The following is an 18,423-nucleotide window of genomic DNA, read 5'->3' as shown; positions in this document are numbered from 1 at the left end:
ATATAAGTGGTTAAAATTGTCAATCCTTCTAAACATATAGGTTTAGGAGGATTATTTTTATGAAAAGTAGAAATTTTTGGTTTACTTTATATACGATTTTACTAATAGGTCTTGTTTTTATATTTTTAACAGAAATAAATGTAGAAAATACGAAAGCGTTATCTCCAATAGGAATTTCATCAGAAGATAATTTCCAAATGGTAAGTTCAGAATTTGGAAAAGATTTTGAAAATTTTATTCAAGATAAAGCAAAGGTAAAAATATATGATGAAGAAGATGGGAGATTGATAAAATTTGGTGATGTAAATTTAAAAATAAAGAAAAAATCTGAATTTTTAGAAGGAATTAAAGAAAAAATAATAAATATAACAGAAAGTCTTGATACATTTATAAGTGAAAATATACTTTAAAAACATATAAATTTAAAAAAAGCAGTTTACTTATATTATAAAATAACTCACACATTTTAAAAGAAGTATGATATAATTTAGCTTGATTTTAGAATTTGGGGGTGAAATGAACTGCTTAATACATAGAGAAGGGCAGTTAATATATATGAAAAATGATAGACAAAAATTTATAAGAAATTTTTCAATTGTTGCGCACATAGACCATGGTAAATCAACCCTAGCGGATAGATTATTAGAAATTACAGGAACTCTTACAAAAAGAGAAATGGAAGAGCAAGTTTTAGATAATATGGAGATTGAAAGAGAAAGAGGAATCACCATTAAATCACAAGCAGCTAGACTTATTTACAGAAGAGAAAATGGAGAAGAATATATTTTAAATCTTATAGATACTCCAGGACATGTAGACTTTACATATGAAGTTTCTAGAAGTTTAGCAGCATGTGAAGGAGCAGTTTTAGTTGTAGATGCTACACAAGGAATACAAGCTCAAACACTTGCAAACTGCTATTTAGCACTTGATAATGATTTAGAAATATCACCAGTAATAAATAAAGTTGACCTACCTTCAGCAAGACCAGAAGAAGTTAAAGAAGAAATAGAAGATGTAATAGGAATTCCAGCTGATGAAGCTCCTATGATTTCAGCAAAAACAGGGCTTAATGTTGAAGAGGTTTTAGAGGCTGTAGTTAGAGATATACCTGCTCCATCAGGAGACGAAGATGCTCCTCTTAAAGCTCTTGTATTTGATTCATATTATGACACATATAAAGGTGTTGTTTGTTATATAAGAGTAATAGATGGAACAGTTAAACCAGGAACAAAAATAAAATTTATGGCAACAGATAAAACTTATGATGTTACAGAAGTTGGAGTATTTACACCTGGACTTTTCTCAACAAATGAATTAAGAGCAGGAGATGTTGGATATGTAACTGCTTCAATTAAAAATGTAAAAGATGCAAGAGTTGGGGATACAATAACTGAAAAAGGAAATGAAACAGCTGAAGCACTTCCAGGATATAAACCAGCAATACCAATGGTTTATTCAGGAATTTATCCTGTAGATGGAGCAAAATATGAAGAGCTTAAAGAAGCCTTAGAAAAACTTCAAATAAATGATGCTGCATTAAATTTTGAACCAGAAACATCAATAGCTTTAGGATTTGGTTTCAGATGTGGATTTTTAGGGTTATTACACATGGAAATAATTCAAGAAAGAATAGAAAGAGAATTTAATCTTGATATTATAACAACAGCACCTTCAGTTATATATAAAATTAGAAAAACAAATGGTGAAGAATTAGATATTACAAACCCAACTAATCTTCCTCCAATGACAGAAATAGATTATATGGAAGAGCCAATAGTAAAAGCTTCAATAATTACTCCAACAGAATATGTAGGTTCAGTTATGGAATTCTGTCAAGAAAGAAGAGGAACATATATAGATATGACATATATGGAGGAAACTAGAGCTGTAATAAATTATGATATTCCATTAAATGAAATAGTTTATGATTTCTTTGATACATTAAAATCAAAAACAAGAGGATATGCATCTCTTGATTATGAATTTAAAGGTTATGTAAGATCAAAACTTGTTAAACTTGATATACTTCTAAATGGAGATATTGTTGATGCACTTTCAATGATAGTGCCAGAAGAAAGAAGTTACCATAAAGGTAGAGGTATTGCTGAAAAGCTTAAAGAAATAATTCCAAGACAAATGTTTGAAGTTCCAATTCAAGCTGCAATTGGTTCAAAAATAATTGCAAGAGAAACTGTTAAAGCTATGAGAAAAGACGTTCTTGCAAAATGTTATGGTGGAGATATTTCAAGAAAGAGAAAGCTTTTAGAAAAGCAAAAAGAAGGAAAGAAGAGAATGAGACAGGTTGGATCAGTAGAAGTTCCACAAGAAGCATTCATGTCAATATTAAAAGTAGATTAGAATTAATTTTTAATAAAAGAGATGTTTTAAGAACATCTCTTTTATTTTTTAATCAAATATTAATGAATAAATAATACAATAGGCATAAAATATGGAAAATATGATAAAATAGTTACAAATTAAAAAAATGAATGATTTAGAAAAAAATTTATAGTAAAATTAAGATATAGGAAGTGAAAGTGAGGACAAAAAATGTTTTTAAAAGAATTTAATACAAATGAAAAAAGGGCATTTGCTAATTTAATATATATGTTAGCAGATGTAGATAAAGTAATAGCTAGAAATGAAAAAAAATTAATAAAAGAATATTTAAATGAATTAGAAATAAAAGAAGAAAATTTTTCTAAAATGACATATGCAGAAGTTGTATATAATTTCAAACAATCTAGTGATAGAATAAAAAAAATAGCTTACTTTGAATTATTAGGTCTTGCTCTTGTTGATGGAAATTATGAAGAACAAGAAATAGATTACTTAGATAAAGTAGCAAATGATTTGGGAATAACTAGAGCAAAGAAAATTGCATTTGCAAACTTCTTCTATAATTTTAAAAATATACATAAAGTATCTGTTATAAAAACTGAAGGAAAAGAAATAAATTTAGAAGCAGAAGCTGAAAAGTTATTTTAATATAGTATGATTATTATTAGGGGTGTATCTATATTGATACACCTTTTTTATTAAGAAAGGAGATTAAAGTATGAAAAAAGAAACATTATTATATGTACATATTCCATTTTGCAAACAAAAATGTTTTTATTGTGATTTCCCATCTTTTGCCAACATAGAATATCTAAGAGAAGATTATTTAAATGCTTTAAAAATAGAAATAGAGTCCAGATGTAAAGATATAGAATTTAGTTCACTTTTTATAGGTGGAGGAACTCCAAGTTATTTAACAGAAGAAGAATTAAGAAAACTTTTTAATATTTTGAGAAATGTAAAATTTGTTCATGGAGCCGAAAAAACAATAGAATGTAATCCAGGAACTATAAATAAAGAGAAACTTGAAATTATGAAAGAAGGAGGAATAAATAGAATAAGCTTTGGGCTTCAGACAACAAACAACAATTTATTAAAAGAAATAGGAAGAATACACACTTTAGAAACCTTTGAAGAGAATTTTAAACTGGCAAGAGATATAGGATTTAAAAATATAAATATAGATTTAATGTTTGGACTTCCAAATCAAAAGTTAGATGAATTAAAAGAGACCTTAAATTACATTATAAAATTAAATCCTGAACATATATCATTTTATAGCTTAATAATAGAAGAAGGAACAGCATTCTATAACATGTATGAAAAAGATATTTTGAATCTTCCAAGCGAAGAAGAAGAAAGAGCAATGTATTCAATAGGAAAAGAAATATTAGAATCAAATGGCTATAAGCAATATGAATTTTCAAATTATGCGAAGTCTAATAATGAATGCTTTCATAATATAGGATACTGGAAACTTAAGGATTATATAGGAGTTGGATCTTCTTCAAGTTCATTTATAAATAATAAAAGAATAAAAAATATATCTAATGTTAAAAAGTATATAGATAATATAAACATTAATAAAAAAGCTTTTGAAGAAATATTAGAAAATAGTAAAAAAGAGAATATGGAAGAATATATTTTTTTAGGCCTTAGAATGTTAGAGGGAATAGATAAAAGAGATTTTAAAGATAAATTTAATTTAGATATAGAAGAAGTTTATGAAAATGAAATTATTTCTAACATAAAAAAGGGCCTAATGATACAAACTAATGAAAGGTTAAAGTTAACGAAACAAGGAATAGAAGTTTCAAATTATGTTTTAAGTGATTTCATAAAATAATTAGAAAAATGAAGAAAAACGGAGTAAAATCTATTTAATTTAAAATAATTAGCTAAAAATAAATAAGATATTATTGACAAATTTACTCATGAAGAATATATTTTAAATATAGTCATTAGCACTCGACAGTAATGAGTGCTAACAATAAGAGGTGATGTTATGATTATTGATGATAGAAAAATAAAAATACTTCAAGCTATTATCAATGATTACATTAATACAGGAGAACCTGTTGGCTCAAGAACAATCGCTAAAAAATACGACTTAGGAGTTGGTCCTGCAACGATTAGAAATGAAATGGCTGATTTAGAAGATATGGGGCTTTTAGAACAACCTCATACATCAGCAGGAAGAATCCCATCAAGCAAAGGATACAGAATGTATGTAGATAGTATGATGGGAAATTCAATTCTAAGTAAGGAGGAAGAACTTCGTATAAAAGAGTATGTAATTGATTCTGCAATGCTAGAGGTTAGTAAAATAGTTAAAAATGCAAGTGCATTACTTTCAGAATTAACTAATTTAACCTGTGTTGTAAAAACTCCATCAATGAAAATGTGTAGATTAAAATCTATACAAATAATAAAAGTTGATGAAGAAAATTTACTTTTTGTAGTCATTACTGACAGTGAGATAATAAAAAATCATTTAATAAAAGTAAATAAAATGCCTTTAGAAGAAGATATAGTTAATTTAAATACAGTATTAAACAATAGACTTAAGAATTTAACTATAGATGAAATAAATTTAGAGGTAATAAATAATTTAAGAAATGATTTAAATGGTCATGAAGAGCTTTTTAATGCGATGTTACCAACTTTATACACATGCTTAAAAGAAGAAGATTCAAAAGAAGTATTTATGGAAGGAACAACAAATATATTTAATTATCCAGAATACAATGACATAGATAAAGTAAAAGAAATACTTTCTCTACTTCATGATAAGGAATGTGTACTTGAACTTATAGAACCAAATAATGAAATAACAATTAAAATTGGTGAAGAGAATTTTATTCCTGAAGCAAAAGAGTGTAGCATCATATCAGCTGAATATTCGCTAGGAGATGGTGCAAAAGGAACTATAGGTCTTATAGGACCTAGAAGAATTAATTATTCAAAAGTTGTGGCTATTATGGCACAAGTTATGAAAGAATTAAATAATACTCTTAAAGGGAATTTTGATAAATAAAGAAAAAGAGGTGTGGTTACTGGAATGAGTAAAGACAAAGAAGAGCTAGAAAAAGATTTAAATGAAGAAATAATTGAAGAATCAGTAGAAGAAAATAAAGAAGAAGTAGTTGAAGAAACAAAAGAAGAAAATTCAGAAGAAAATGAACTTTCTTTAGTTAAGAAATATAAAGAAGAAATTCAAAAACTAAAGGAAGAGCTTGAAGTTGAAAAAGATAAATATTTAAGACAAACAGCTGAATATCAAAATTTTAAAAAGAGAACTGCTAAAGAAAAGGAAGGGATATATACAGATGCTTGTGTAGATGTATTAAAAGAAATTCTTCCAAATCTTGATAATATAGAAAGAGCAATTGCAGCTGAAGGAAATATTGAAGCATTAAAACAAGGTGTTGAAATGACTTTAAAAGGATTCCAAAATTCTCTTGAAAAACTTGGTGTTACAGAAATAGAAACTAGTGAAGGATTTGACCCAAATTTCCATAATGCAATAATGCATATAGAAGATCCTGAACTTGGAACTAATGTTGTAGTAGAAGTGTTTATGAAGGGATACAAAAGAGGAGATAAAGTTATAAGACACTCAATGGTTAAAACAGCTAATTAGTAAAAATAATTTAGAATAAATAAAGAATTTTAGACAGGGATACCTGTTTTTGAGGAGGAAATATATTATGGCAAAAATAATAGGAATTGACTTAGGAACAACAAATTCATGTGTATCAGTAATGGAAGGTGGAGAACCAGTAGTTATAACTAACTCAGAAGGTGCTAGAACTACTCCATCAGTAGTATCTTTCCAAGCAAATGGAGAAAGATTAGTTGGGCAAGTAGCTAAAAGACAATCAATCACAAACCCAGATAAAACTATAATCTCTATAAAAAGACATATGGGAACTGATTATAAAGTAAAAATTGATGACAAAGAATATACACCACAAGAAATATCAGCAATGATACTTCAAAAATTAAAAGCAGATGCAGAAGCTTATTTAGGAGAGCCAGTAACTCAAGCAGTTATTACTGTACCAGCATACTTTAATGATGCTGAAAGACAAGCAACAAAAGATGCAGGAAAAATTGCAGGATTAGAAGTATTAAGAATTATAAATGAACCAACAGCAGCTTCACTTGCATATGGTTTAGATAAAACTGATAAAGATGAAAAAGTATTAGTATATGACTTAGGTGGAGGTACTTTTGATGTATCTATCTTAGAACTTGGAGATGGAGTATTCGAAGTATTATCAACTAATGGAGATACAAAACTTGGAGGAGATGACTTTGATAATAAAATCATGGACTTCATAGCAGATACTTTCAAAGCTGAAAATGGAATTGATTTAAGAAATGATAAAATGGCACTTCAAAGATTAAAAGAAGCTGCTGAAAAAGCTAAAATAGAATTGTCATCATCAACTCAAACAAATATAAATTTACCATTTATAACAGCTGATGCAACAGGACCAAAACATATTGATTTAAACTTAACTAGAGCTAAATTCAATGAATTAACTCATGACTTAGTTCAAAGATCAATTGAGCCAATGAAAAAAGCATTAAGTGATGCAGGACTTTCAATAAATGAAGTTGATAAAGTAATATTAGTTGGTGGTTCAACAAGAATACCAGCTGTACAAGAAGCAGTTAAAAACTTTACAGGAAAAGAACCTTCAAAAGGAGTTAACCCAGATGAATGTGTTGCTATTGGAGCAGCTGTTCAAGCAGGTGTATTAACTGGTGAAGTTAAAGATGTATTATTACTAGATGTTACACCATTAACATTAGGAATTGAAACTTTAGGAGGAGTAGCAACTCCATTAATCGAAAGAAATACAACTATTCCAGCTAAAAAGAGCCAAGTGTTCTCAACAGCAGCAGATGGTCAAACTTCAGTTGAAATTCACATAGTTCAAGGTGAAAGACAAATGGCAGCTGACAATAAAACATTAGGAAGATTTACATTATCAGGAATAGCTCCAGCTCCAAGAGGAATTCCACAAATCGAAGTAACATTTGATATTGATGCTAATGGTATTGTTAAAGTATCAGCAATGGATAAAGGAACTGGTAAAGAAGCTAATGTTACTATTACAGCTTCAACTAACTTAAGCGATGATGAAATAGATAAGGCTGTAAAAGAAGCAGAAAAATTTGCTGCAGAAGATAAGAAGAGAAAAGAATCTATAGAAGTTAAAAATAATGCAGAACAAGTTGTTTATCAAACAGAAAAAACTTTAAATGAATTAGGAGATAAAGTTTCTGCTGATGACAAAGCTAAAATAGAAGCTAAACTTGCTGATGTTAAAGCAGTTAAAGATGGAGAAGATTTAGAAGCAATTAAAAAAGCAGTTGAAGATTTAACTCAAGAATTCTATGCAATATCTTCAAAATTATATGGTCAACAAGGAGCACCAGGAGCAGAAGGATTTGATCCAAGCAACATGGGTGGAGCTAATGCTGGAGCTCAAAGTGCACCACATGATGACAATGTAGTAGATGCTGACTTTAAAGTAGAAGATGACAAATAATCCTTGTAAGGAATAGATAAATTCTTATATAATACTAAAGGGAAGGCAGATTAGTCGTCTTCCCTTTTATAAATTTAAAAATTAATTTGGTGGTGAAATAGAGAAATGGCACAAAGAGACTATTATGAAGTATTAGGCTTAGAAAAAGGTGCAAGTGATGCAGAAATAAAAAAAGCTTTTAGAAAATTAGCTATCAAATATCATCCAGATAAAAACCAAGGAAATGATGAGGCGCAAAAGAAATTCCAAGAAATAAATGAAGCATATCAAGTTCTTTCAGATCCAGAAAAGAAAGCTAGATATGACCAATTTGGAACTGCTGATTTTGATGGAAGTTCAGGTTTCGGTGGAGGCTTCAGTGGTGGAGGCTTCGGTGGATTTGATATGGGAGATATATTTGATAGTTTCTTTGGAGGCGGATTTGGAGGTGGATCTTCAAGTTCAAGAAGAAATGGTCCTAGAAGAGGAGCAGATCTTGAGTATACTATAAGACTTACTTTTGAAGAAGCTATAAGAGGAATTGAGAAAGAAATATCAGTAACAAGAACTGAAAATTGTTCAACATGTAGTGGTAGTGGAGCAAAAGCAGGTACATCTCCTAAAACTTGTCCAAATTGTGGTGGAACAGGTCAAGTTCGTGTTCAAAGACAAACTCCTTTAGGAAATTTCGTAACTAATTCTGAATGTGATAAATGTCATGGTACAGGAAAAATAATTGAAGAGCCTTGTACAGATTGTAAAGGAAAAGGTAGAGTTAGAAAAAATAGAAAAATAAAAGTAAATGTTCCAGCAGGTGTGGATACAGGAAATGTTATGCCACTTAGAGGACAAGGAGAGCAAGGAATAAATGGAGGTCCAGCAGGAGATCTTTATATAAAAATTATGGTAACTCCATCTAAAGTATTCACAAGAAAAGGAGCAGATGTTCATATTGAAACACATATAAGTATGGCAAAGGCTGCTTTAGGAACAGAAATAACTGTTGAAACAATAGATGGAAATGTTAAATACACAATCCCAGAAGGAACTCAATCTGGAACTGTATTTAGATTAAAAGGAAAAGGAATTCCTAAAGTTCAAGGAAGTGGTAGAGGAGATCAATATGTAAAAGTAATAGTTGATATTCCTAAACATCTAAATGAAAAAGCTAAGAATGCATTGAAGGCATTTATGGAAGCAACTGGAGAAGAAGCTTCTAGTGAGCCAAGCAAGAAAAAAGGTTTTTTTAGATAAAATAAAAATTAGATATTAAGTTGGGGTAGTTAATATTTTAACTACCTTTCTTTATGTTAATAAGAAAACTAGACATAAACATTACATAAGTGTAAAATAAATTATTAGTATAAACAGAATTAATGAAAGGAATGACGATAATGGAAGGAACATGGACAGAAATTAAGATAAAAACAACTAGTGAGGCATTAGAGCCTATTTCAGGAATATTTTATGGACTAGATTGCAAAGGTGTTTCTATTGAAGATCCAAATGATATATTAGGAAGAGAACAAGGTCCATTAACTTGGGATTTTGCAGATATAAATGTATTAGAACATAAAGGTGAATATGCAGTAGTAAAAGGATATTTTGCTGAAGAAGATAATTTAGAAGAGATTTTAGCTTATGTAAAAGAAAAAGTTGAAGAACTTAAAGGCTTTGGAATAGATGTAGGGGAAGGAGCTGTTGAAATAGAAAAAACTCATGAAGAAGATTGGGCAAATAACTGGAAAAAATATTATAAGCCTTCAAAAATAACTGATAAATTAGTTGTTAAACCTATATGGGAAGAGTATAAAGCAAATGAAGGGGAACTTATTATAGAACTTGATCCAGGAATGGCTTTTGGAACAGGAGATCATGAAACTACTAGTATGTGTTTAAAAGCTTTAGACAAATATGTAAAAAAAGATAGTACAGTATTTGATGTTGGTTGTGGTTCAGGAATACTTGCTATAGGTGCAGCAAAATTAGGGGCTAAAAAAGCTATAGGAGTTGATTTAGATCCAGTTGCAGTAGAATCAGCAAAAGAAAATGTAAGCTACAATAATTTAGATAATATAGAAATTCTTTATGGTAATTTAGTAGAAGTTATAAATGGTAAAGCAGATATAGTTGTTGCGAATATAATAGCAGAAATAATTTGCATACTAATTGATGATGTTAAGAGAGTTTTAAAAGAGGATGGATTATTTATAACATCTGGAATAATTCATGATAGAGTTGAAATGGTTACTTCTAAATTAGAAGAATCAGGGTTTGAGGTTAAAGAAATAAATAAAGATGGAGAATGGAATTGTATAGTAGCCAAATTAAAATAAGGGGGAACTTTTATGCACAAGTTTTTTACATCAGACCATAATATTATAGAAAATAAAGCTAAAATAGTAGGAGATGACGTAAAGCATATATATAAGGTTCTGAGATTATCCGAAGGTGAAGAAGTTAAATTAAATGATTGTAATGGAAATGAATATTTAGCGAAGATAACTGATATTACAAAAACTGAAGTAGAATTAGAAATAATAGAAAAACTTGATATTGATAATGAAAGTGGAGTAGAAATAACTCTTTTTCAAGGTTTACCAAAATCACAAAAGATGGATTTAATTGTTCAAAAAGGAACTGAATTAGGTATAAAAACTTTTCAACCACTTTTAACTGAAAGAGTAGATGTTAAATTAAAAGGTGATTTTAAAAAATTAGATAGATTAAATAGAATAGCTTTAGAAGCATGCAAGCAAAGTAAAAGAAGTATTATACCTAAAGTTTTAGAGCCAATTTCAATGGATAAATTAGTAGAAGAAATGAAAAATTTTGATTTGATTTTAGTTCCATATGAAAATGCAGAAAATTTTGGCATAAAAAGACTTATGCAAGAAATAGATAAAACTGAAATATCTAAAATAGGAATAGTTATAGGTCCAGAAGGTGGATTTGAAGAAAAAGAAATAGAAATAATGAAAGATAATGGAGCATATATTATCACTTTAGGAAGTAGAATTTTAAGAACAGAAACAGCAGGTTTTACAGCTACTTCACTAGTTCAATATGAGTTTGGTGATTTAGGAGGAATATAAATGAAAGTAGCATTTGCAACATTAGGTTGTAGAGTAAATGTATATGAGTCAGAAGCTATGACAGAAAAATTTATTAGAGAAGGATATGAAGTAGTAGATTTTTCAGAAAAAGCTGATGTATATGTAATAAATACATGTTCTGTAACGAATATGGGAGATAAGAAATCAAGACAAATAATAGGAAGAGCAAGACGACAAAACAGTGAAGCTATAATAGCTGCTGTTGGTTGTTATTCACAAATTGCGCCTAAAGAAGTTTCTTCTATAGAAGGTGTAGATGTTGTTTTAGGAACAAGAAATAAAGGTGATATAGTTTATTTTGTAAATAAAGCAAGAGAAGAAAAAAAACCTCAAATAGAAGTATCAGGAGTTTTAAAAAATAAAAAATTTGAAAATTTAAAAATTGAAGATTATAGAGAAAAAACTAGAGCTTTCTTAAAAATACAGGATGGATGTAATAGATTCTGTACATATTGTTTAATTCCTTATACAAGAGGCGCTGTTTGTTCAAAAGATTTTAAAGTAGTTTTAAATGAAATAAAACAATTAGCAGAACATGGTTTTAAAGAAATAATTCTTTCTGGAATACATACAGCTTCATATGGATTAGATTTAGAAGGAAATGTTACATTAATTTCTCTTTTAGAGGAAATAGAAAATATAGATGGTATAGAAAGAGTAAGAATTGGTTCAATAGAACCTGCTTTCTTTACACCAGAAGTAGTAGAAAAAATTAAAAATATGAAGAAGCTTTGTCCACAATTCCATCTTTCTCTTCAAAGTGGATGTACAAGTACTTTAAAAAGAATGAACAGAAGATATACAGCTGATGAATATGAAGAAATAGTAAAAGTATTAAGAGATAATTTAAAGGATGTTTCTATAACTACAGATGTAATAGTAGGATTCCCAGGTGAAACTGAGGAAGAGTTTAATGAAACTTATGAATTCTTAAAAAGAAATAAGTTAACAAAAACTCATATATTTAAATTTAGTCCTAGAACAGGAACAAAAGCACATGATATGGAAAATCAAATAGATGGAAAGATAAAAGAAGAGAGAAGTAAGAAGCTTATAGCTTTAAATAAGATAAATGAAAGAGAATTCACTAAAGCTTTAGTTGGTAGAACAATGGATGTTTTAATAGAACAAGAAGTTAAAGGTGAAGAAGGAGTTTATGAAGGATATACAAGAAATTATGTTAAAGTTCATGTAAAAGGAATAAGCGAAAAAGAAATAGGAAAAATTATAAATGTGAAAATTTTAGAAGAGAAGGGTGACTATTCTATAGGAAACGTGGTAGAATAGAATAGTACTAGAATTTTAAGGAGGTGAAAAAATTGGATTGTATTTTTTGTAAAATAATAAATGGAGAAATTCCATCAAAAAAGATATATGAAGACGATATGGTATATGCTTTTTATGATATAAATCCAGAAGCACCAGTTCATTTTTTAGTAATTCCTAAAAAGCACATTAAAAGTGCAAATTATATAAATAATGAAAATTCCAAATATATATCACATATATTTGAAATTATAAATAAACTAACTAGTGAGCTTAACATAGACAAAACAGGATATAGAGTAGTAAATAACTGTGGAGTAGATGGTGGGCAAACTGTAGAACATTTACATTTTCATGTCTTAGGTGGAAGAGAATTAAAATGGCCACCAGGCTAAAGAAAAATAAGTTAAATCTTATTATTGACATACCTTATGCAAATGTTGTATAATTTAGCGTGTGTTATTAAGCCCGTAGCTGAGTTGAATTTATTAATTTAAGCTAGCGGAGGGAGGGATAATGAATGTCAGAAATAAAAGTTGGAGAAAACGAAACTCTTGAAAGTGCATTAAGAAGATTTAAAAGAAAATGTGCTAGAGCTGGAGTTCTTACTGAAGTAAGAAAAAGAGAACACTACGAAAAACCAAGTGTAAAAAAGAAAAAGAAATCAGAAGCTGCTAGAAAGAGAAAGTTCAAATAGGATTTCTTTTTGAAAGAAGGTATGAAATAGATGCCAGAAATAAAAGTCAGACTTCAAAATGATTGGAAAAATGCTTTAAAAGCAAAAGAGAAGTTTAAAGCTAATGTTTTAAGCAGTGCTAAAGCAGCAATATTATTAGTTGAAAAAACTGATAAAATAGTTGTTGATGATGCAAAGGCTATAGAGATATTAGCTAAAGAAGTCAAGCAAAGAAGAGAAGCTGTGCTTGAGTTTGAAAAAGGTAACAGACAAGATTTAGTAGATTCTACTAATGAAGAAATTAAAATCTTGCTAGATTACCTTCCTCAGCAATTAAGCGAACAAGAAATATTACAAATAGTCAAAGACTCAGCAGAAGAAGCGGGTGCAAATTGCATAAAAGACATGGGAAAAGTAATGGCATTAGTAAGACCTAAAACTTTAGGTAAAGCTGATGGTAAACTTGTAAGTCAAATAGTTAAAGATTATTTAAGTAATAAATAGCAAAAGGGTTCATTATGAGCCCTTTTTGTTATTTTTGTAAGAGATATAAAGAAAACTTTATATCTCTTATTTTTTTAGTTTAAAATTATTCATAAAATTTTTTATTTTAACATAGATTACTATGATAGAAATAATAAAAGGAGATTTTATGGAAAATAAATTTAAAAATAGAAAAAATGAAGTAATAAAAAAACTTAATTTGCCAAAGGAAGTTATGACTGGAGAACCTAAAATAACAATTATAGGAAAAGAAGAAATAAATATAGAAAATCATAAAGGAATAATTAAGTTTGATGATAATTTTATATCTTTAAATTCAACTATTGGAAAATTAACCATAGAAGGAACTGGACTTGAAATACTGTATATAGAAGAAGAAACTATAATAGTAAGTGGAACTTTTAATACTATATATTATGGAGAAAAGAGCCATGAATAAAGAGAATTTAGTTAGATATAAAATAGAAGTAGAAATAAATGCAATAAAAATAGAAGAAATACTAAATTTATGTACAAGAAATGGAATTCCATTAAGTAACGTAAGAAAAATTAATAAAGTACTTATATCTTTTGAGACATTTTATGAGTATTATAAAGACATACAAAAAATAGTTAAAAGATGTGGTGGAAAAATAAGAATAACAAGAGAAATGGGGAACATAATAAAAATTAAAAGAATAAAGAAAAGTTTGAGTTTTTTTGTAAGTGGAATAGGGTTTTTAGTAATAATATTTATTTTATCTAGTTTTGTTTGGGCCATAGATATAGAAACAGAAAAAAATTTATCTCCTTTTGAAATAAGAGAAATCCTTAATCAATTAGGTATTAAACAGGGAATGCAAAAAAATAAAATAAATGTTTATGAAATAGAGAAAGAAATAGAAAATAGATGTGATGAAGTTTTATGGATAAGAACGAGAATAGAAGGATCTACACTTAAGATAAGTTTAAAAGAAAAAGTTAATCCACCAGAGAGATTAAATGTAGAAGAAGGAAATGTTTATGCAAAAATGGATGGTGAGATAAAAAGAATATATGCTGAAAATGGAACAGCAGTAGCTAAGCCAGGAGATATAGTAAGAAAAGGTGATTTATTAATAGAAGGGATTAATGGAACTGGAGATACAGCCTTTGAAACAAAAGCAGATGGAAGTGTATTAGCCAACACTTTTTATACAAAAGAAGTTGAAGTATTAATATCAGGAAAAGAGAGCGTTAGAACAGGAAAAAAAGATAATGATATTTATTTAGATATGTGGGGAAAGAAAATTTATTTGAAAAAATCCTCTAATTCATTCCAAAATTATGATAAAATAGAGAGTAATGATGGATTAATAAAGGAAGTTACTTATTATGAAAAAGAAGAAAGAAAAATAAATGTAAATAAAGAGGAAAAAATAAAAAGTTCATTAGAGTCATTAAAAAAGTTATTACAAAAAGAATTACCGATAGATGCTAAAATAATAGATACAGAAGATGAGGTTTTAGAATTAGGGGATGGAAAGATAAAAATAATTGGACAATTTACTGTGGAGCAAAATATAGCCCATAGGTAATTCAGCGTTTTGATGAGAAGGTGGAGAATTGAAAAAAAGGATAAAATTTAATATAGACTTAAAAGAAAAAAATATTAGAATTCTTATGTATATAATTAGTTTTCTAGTTATATATGGATTACTTATATCAGCAATTGCGCCAAAAGAATATGATTTAAAAGAAGGAGATATAGCAAAGGTTACTATTAAAGCTCCTAGAGATACTGTAGATCAAATTGCTACAAAGAAAAGAGAAGAAGAAGCAGCAAAAGCTGTAGATAAACAATATACATTAAAAAGTGAGGTTGAACCTCAACTAGAAGAAAATCTAATTGGAATATTAAATAAAGTTCTTGATGTAGATACTAATGTAAGTACTCAAAGTGAACAATTAAAAATTCTTTCAAGTATAGAAAATACAAATTTAACAGAACAAAACTATAAAACTTTATTAAATTTATCTCAAAATCAAATTAAAGATTTAAAATTTGCTGTTAAGTCAATTGTATCAGCTGCATATGCAAATAATATAGCTGCAGATAACCCAACAAGTTTAAACAATGCTATAGAAATTGCAGAAGAAAAAATAAATGAAGTAGATACAAGTTTAGCTGTAAAAAATGTATTAAGGCAAATGATAATTCCAAAGATACAACCTAACTTTTTCTATGACAAAGAAAAGACTGAACAAGCGATACAAGAAGCAGAGAAAGCAGTTAGTAAGGTTATAGTAAAAAAGAACCAAACAATTGTCACAGAAGGAGAACCAGTAACAGCAGAACAGATAGCTATATTAAAAGATTTAGGACTTTTAGATCAAAGTGGTGGTGGAAGTATATTTATTCTTTATGTAGTTATTGCAATATTTGCAGCACTTATAATTTTTATAAAGCATTTTTATATTTATAAAAATCATAGAGAAGTTTTTAAAAATGAAAAAATGTTAATAATGATAAATACTATAAGTATTATGGCATTTATAGTTGCAAGAGCTATAGGAATAATAACACCTTTTGCTATTCCTTTAGCATGTGCACCGATACTTTTAACTCTCCTTGTAGATTATAGATTGTCAATGATGGTTACAAGTTTAGATGTAATAATTATAGGAGCGCTAGTTGGATTTAATCCTCAAATTATTATGCTTGGAATATTAAATTCTATAATTGGTGCAACTTCATTAAGAAAGATGCAGCAAAGAAATGATATTTTGTATTCAAGTATAGGGCTTATAATAATGAGTGCATTTTTAACTTTTTCAACTGGAGTATTATTATCAAACAATTTAAGTGAAATAATTTTATTAAGTATGGCTTCAGCTGTAGGAGTAGTATTATCATCTATTTTAGCTATTGGAGTTTTACCATTTTTTGAATCAGGATTTGATATAGTAACAAATCTAAAATTGTTAGAGCTTTCAAATCCAAATAGTCCATTATTAAAAAAATTATTAATGGAAGCACCAGGAACTTATCATCATAGTATGTTAGTCGCAAATTTAGCTGAAATGGCAGCAGAAGATATAAAAGCTAATCCGGTTGTAGCTAGAGTAGGAGCTTATTATCATGATGTTGGAAAAACTATTAGACCATATTTCTTTAAAGAAAATCAATTAGGAAAAGATAATCCACATGATAAAATAAAGCCTAATTTAAGTACTTTAATAATAGTTTCACATGCTAAAGATGGTCTTGAACTTGCAAAAGAATATAAACTTCCTAAAATAATTCAAGACATGATAGTAGAGCATCATGGAACTACATTAGTAAAATATTTTTATTATAAAATGAAAAACTCAACAGAAAATCCAGATGATGTTAAAGAAGAAGATTTTAGATATCCAGGGCCTATTCCAAGTAGTAAAGAATCAGGAATATTAATGCTTGCTGATAGTGTAGAAGCAGCTGTAAGATCAATATCAGAGCCAAGTAAAGGAAAGATAGAAGAAATGGTAAATAATATAATAAAAGATAAATTATATTCAGGCCAACTTGACAATTGTGATTTAACATTAAAAGATTTAGAGAAAATAAGAAAATCCTTCCTTAAGGCTTTAAATGGGATATATCATCAAAGAATTGAGTATCCAACAGAAAAAGTAAAAACTTTAAAATAATAAAAAAAGGGGAGGTTTGAAACTTCCCCTTTTAACATATATATAAATAAGGAGTAAAAGATGATTTATTTAGACAACAGACAAGAAGAAATAAAAGTAAGTGAAGAATTAATAAAAGATATGGAAAAAGTAATTTATTTTGCTTTAAAAGAAGAAGAGGTAGAGAATGAATGTGAAGTATCATTAGTTCTTGTTAATAATGATGAGATAAGAGAAATAAATAATGATACTAGAAATATAGATAAGGCTACAGATGTACTTTCATTTCCAATGCTAGATTATCCAAAAGGAAAAGTTTTCAAAGATGTATATAAAGAAAAAGAATTTGATGAAGTATATTTAGATGGAGAAGAACTTGTGTTAGGAGATATTGTTCTATCACTTGAGAAAGCTTTAGAGCAATCAAAGGAATATAATCATAGTTATGAAAGAGAAGTTTTTTATCTTATAGTTCATTCAATACTTCATTTATTAGGGTATGATCATATGATAGAAGAAGAAAAAGTTATAATGAGAAAAAGAGAAGAAGAAATATTAAATAAATTAGATATTAGAAGATAGAGGGTGGATAGACATGAAATTAAAAAAAATAGTAGATAGTTTTAATTATGCAATAGATGGAATTATATACACTGTGAGAACGCAAAGAAATATGAAAATACATATGTGTGTAACATTATTAGTTTTAATTTTATGTCTTTTCTTTGACATATCGAAAATAGAAATGTTAATACTTGCAATAACAATTGCAATGGTTATAGGAGCAGAGCTTTTTAATACGGCAATCGAAGCAGTAATAGATATGAATACAAATTATTATCATCCTTTAGCTAAAATAGCTAAAAATGTAGCAGCAGGAGCAGTAGTAGTAACAGCATTAAATGCAGTTTTAGTTGGGTATATAATATTTTGGGATAAATTAAGTAATTTATCTTATATACTTTTAAATAAAATAAAAGAATCAGAACCACATACAATATTTATATTACTTGTAATAGTTAGTATAGCTACAATAATTGCAAAAGCTATTTTTGGAGAAGGAACACCATTAAAAGGTGGAATGCCTAGTGGACATAGTGCATTGGCTTTTTCAATAGCAACAGCAATTTCATTTATAACAGAAGAGCCAATTTGTATGATGTTAAGCTTTTTAATGGCATTTATTACAGCACAAAGTAGAGTAGATGCGGAAGTTCACTCGCTTTTTGAAGTTGTAGTTGGAGCTATATTTGGTATGCTAATAACAATATTAATTTTTACTATTTTTAGATAAGAAATATAAAATAAATATTGTTATTAATAAAAATAATGATATAATATT

At 28.2% G+C, this 18,423-nt stretch carries 19 protein-coding genes; all 19 read left to right on the top strand.

Annotated elements, in window-relative coordinates; translation table 11 throughout:
- Positions 1-59: 59 nt before the first annotated feature.
- A complete protein-coding gene (locus CLTHE_RS15320) occupies positions 60-410 on the top strand; it encodes a hypothetical protein (protein WP_080024156.1) in 351 nt (116 codons plus the stop codon).
- 145 nt (positions 411-555) lie between these two features.
- Positions 556-2,361: a translation elongation factor 4 gene (gene lepA / locus CLTHE_RS15315; protein ID WP_080024225.1), complete on the top strand. Its 1,806-nt coding sequence runs from the start codon at positions 556-558 to the stop codon at positions 2,359-2,361.
- A 192-nt stretch (positions 2,362-2,553) separates the two neighbouring features.
- Positions 2,554-2,991 carry a hypothetical protein gene (locus CLTHE_RS15310; RefSeq protein ID WP_080024155.1) on the top strand — a complete coding sequence of 146 codons (438 nt, stop codon included), beginning with the start codon at positions 2,554-2,556 and terminating at the stop codon, positions 2,989-2,991.
- A gap of 70 nt (positions 2,992-3,061) precedes the next feature.
- Entirely contained in the window at positions 3,062-4,189 is a 1,128-nt protein-coding gene (gene hemW / locus CLTHE_RS15305) for a radical SAM family heme chaperone HemW (RefSeq protein WP_080024154.1), read from the top strand.
- 159 nt (positions 4,190-4,348) lie between these two features.
- Positions 4,349-5,380 (top strand): heat-inducible transcriptional repressor HrcA, encoded by a 1,032-nt coding sequence (gene hrcA / locus CLTHE_RS15300; RefSeq protein WP_080024153.1) that lies wholly within the window; start codon positions 4,349-4,351, stop codon positions 5,378-5,380.
- Between the two features lie 24 nt (positions 5,381-5,404).
- Positions 5,405-5,986 (top strand): nucleotide exchange factor GrpE, encoded by a 582-nt coding sequence (gene grpE / locus CLTHE_RS15295; RefSeq protein ID WP_080024152.1) that lies wholly within the window; start codon positions 5,405-5,407, stop codon positions 5,984-5,986.
- 67 nt (positions 5,987-6,053) lie between these two features.
- A complete protein-coding gene (gene dnaK, locus CLTHE_RS15290; RefSeq protein WP_080024151.1) occupies positions 6,054-7,910 on the top strand; it encodes a molecular chaperone DnaK in 1,857 nt (618 codons plus the stop codon).
- 105 nt (positions 7,911-8,015) lie between these two features.
- A complete protein-coding gene (gene dnaJ, locus CLTHE_RS15285; RefSeq protein WP_080024150.1) occupies positions 8,016-9,143 on the top strand; it encodes a molecular chaperone DnaJ in 1,128 nt (375 codons plus the stop codon).
- A gap of 140 nt (positions 9,144-9,283) precedes the next feature.
- On the top strand, positions 9,284-10,225 hold the full coding sequence (gene prmA, locus CLTHE_RS15280) for a 50S ribosomal protein L11 methyltransferase (RefSeq protein ID WP_080024149.1): 942 nt from the start codon (positions 9,284-9,286) through the stop codon (positions 10,223-10,225).
- 12 nt (positions 10,226-10,237) lie between these two features.
- Positions 10,238-10,984, top strand: coding sequence for a 16S rRNA (uracil(1498)-N(3))-methyltransferase (locus tag CLTHE_RS15275; protein WP_080024148.1), 747 nt, complete (start codon positions 10,238-10,240; stop codon positions 10,982-10,984).
- The gene (gene mtaB, locus CLTHE_RS15270; RefSeq protein WP_080024147.1) at positions 10,985-12,292 is read left to right on the top strand and encodes a tRNA (N(6)-L-threonylcarbamoyladenosine(37)-C(2))-methylthiotransferase MtaB; all 1,308 of its coding nucleotides are present in this window, start codon (positions 10,985-10,987) and stop codon (positions 12,290-12,292) included. It abuts the gene before it with no gap.
- A 32-nt stretch (positions 12,293-12,324) separates the two neighbouring features.
- Positions 12,325-12,666: a histidine triad nucleotide-binding protein gene (locus CLTHE_RS15265; protein ID WP_080024146.1), complete on the top strand. Its 342-nt coding sequence runs from the start codon at positions 12,325-12,327 to the stop codon at positions 12,664-12,666.
- 125 nt (positions 12,667-12,791) lie between these two features.
- On the top strand, positions 12,792-12,968 hold the full coding sequence (gene rpsU / locus CLTHE_RS15260) for a 30S ribosomal protein S21 (RefSeq protein ID WP_002597939.1): 177 nt from the start codon (positions 12,792-12,794) through the stop codon (positions 12,966-12,968).
- A 30-nt stretch (positions 12,969-12,998) separates the two neighbouring features.
- Positions 12,999-13,451, top strand: a complete 453-nt coding sequence (locus CLTHE_RS15255; RefSeq protein WP_002597938.1) for a GatB/YqeY domain-containing protein — start codon at positions 12,999-13,001, stop codon at positions 13,449-13,451.
- A gap of 148 nt (positions 13,452-13,599) precedes the next feature.
- Positions 13,600-13,890 (top strand): sporulation protein YqfC, encoded by a 291-nt coding sequence (yqfC, locus tag CLTHE_RS15250; RefSeq protein ID WP_080024145.1) that lies wholly within the window; start codon positions 13,600-13,602, stop codon positions 13,888-13,890.
- On the top strand, positions 13,883-15,007 hold the full coding sequence (yqfD, locus tag CLTHE_RS15245) for a sporulation protein YqfD (protein ID WP_080024144.1): 1,125 nt from the start codon (positions 13,883-13,885) through the stop codon (positions 15,005-15,007). Before yqfC ends, yqfD begins: the two co-directional genes overlap by 8 nt.
- A gap of 28 nt (positions 15,008-15,035) precedes the next feature.
- Positions 15,036-17,102 (top strand): HD family phosphohydrolase, encoded by a 2,067-nt coding sequence (locus CLTHE_RS15240; RefSeq protein WP_080024143.1) that lies wholly within the window; start codon positions 15,036-15,038, stop codon positions 17,100-17,102.
- Positions 17,103-17,162: 60 nt separating this feature from the next.
- Positions 17,163-17,663, top strand: a complete 501-nt coding sequence (gene ybeY / locus CLTHE_RS15235; RefSeq protein ID WP_080024142.1) for an rRNA maturation RNase YbeY — start codon at positions 17,163-17,165, stop codon at positions 17,661-17,663.
- A 13-nt stretch (positions 17,664-17,676) separates the two neighbouring features.
- Entirely contained in the window at positions 17,677-18,375 is a 699-nt protein-coding gene (locus CLTHE_RS15230) for a diacylglycerol kinase (protein ID WP_080024141.1), read from the top strand.
- Positions 18,376-18,423 lie beyond the last annotated feature (48 nt).

It is taken from the genome of Clostridium thermobutyricum DSM 4928, from assembly GCF_002050515.1.
GTDB classification, from domain to species: Bacteria; Bacillota; Clostridia; order Clostridiales; family Clostridiaceae; genus Clostridium; species Clostridium thermobutyricum.
This window is presented reverse-complemented; position numbering and strand designations above follow the sequence as displayed.

Coding starts and splice junctions, on each gene's coding strand:
- CLTHE_RS15320 (WP_080024156.1), top strand. CDS start 60: ATGAAAAGTAGAAATTTTTGGTTTACTTTATATACGATTTTACTAATA.
- grpE (WP_080024152.1), top strand. CDS start 5,405: ATGAGTAAAGACAAAGAAGAGCTAGAAAAAGATTTAAATGAAGAAATA.
- lepA (WP_080024225.1), top strand. CDS start 556: ATGAAAAATGATAGACAAAAATTTATAAGAAATTTTTCAATTGTTGCG.
- CLTHE_RS15310 (WP_080024155.1), top strand. CDS start 2,554: ATGTTTTTAAAAGAATTTAATACAAATGAAAAAAGGGCATTTGCTAAT.
- hemW (WP_080024154.1), top strand. CDS start 3,062: ATGAAAAAAGAAACATTATTATATGTACATATTCCATTTTGCAAACAA.
- mtaB (WP_080024147.1), top strand. CDS start 10,985: ATGAAAGTAGCATTTGCAACATTAGGTTGTAGAGTAAATGTATATGAG.
- yqfD (WP_080024144.1), top strand. CDS start 13,883: ATGAATAAAGAGAATTTAGTTAGATATAAAATAGAAGTAGAAATAAAT.
- dnaJ (WP_080024150.1), top strand. CDS start 8,016: ATGGCACAAAGAGACTATTATGAAGTATTAGGCTTAGAAAAAGGTGCA.
- yqfC (WP_080024145.1), top strand. CDS start 13,600: ATGGAAAATAAATTTAAAAATAGAAAAAATGAAGTAATAAAAAAACTT.
- rpsU (WP_002597939.1), top strand. CDS start 12,792: ATGTCAGAAATAAAAGTTGGAGAAAACGAAACTCTTGAAAGTGCATTA.
- hrcA (WP_080024153.1), top strand. CDS start 4,349: ATGATTATTGATGATAGAAAAATAAAAATACTTCAAGCTATTATCAAT.
- CLTHE_RS15275 (WP_080024148.1), top strand. CDS start 10,238: ATGCACAAGTTTTTTACATCAGACCATAATATTATAGAAAATAAAGCT.
- CLTHE_RS15230 (WP_080024141.1), top strand. CDS start 17,677: ATGAAATTAAAAAAAATAGTAGATAGTTTTAATTATGCAATAGATGGA.
- dnaK (WP_080024151.1), top strand. CDS start 6,054: ATGGCAAAAATAATAGGAATTGACTTAGGAACAACAAATTCATGTGTA.
- ybeY (WP_080024142.1), top strand. CDS start 17,163: ATGATTTATTTAGACAACAGACAAGAAGAAATAAAAGTAAGTGAAGAA.
- prmA (WP_080024149.1), top strand. CDS start 9,284: ATGGAAGGAACATGGACAGAAATTAAGATAAAAACAACTAGTGAGGCA.
- CLTHE_RS15255 (WP_002597938.1), top strand. CDS start 12,999: ATGCCAGAAATAAAAGTCAGACTTCAAAATGATTGGAAAAATGCTTTA.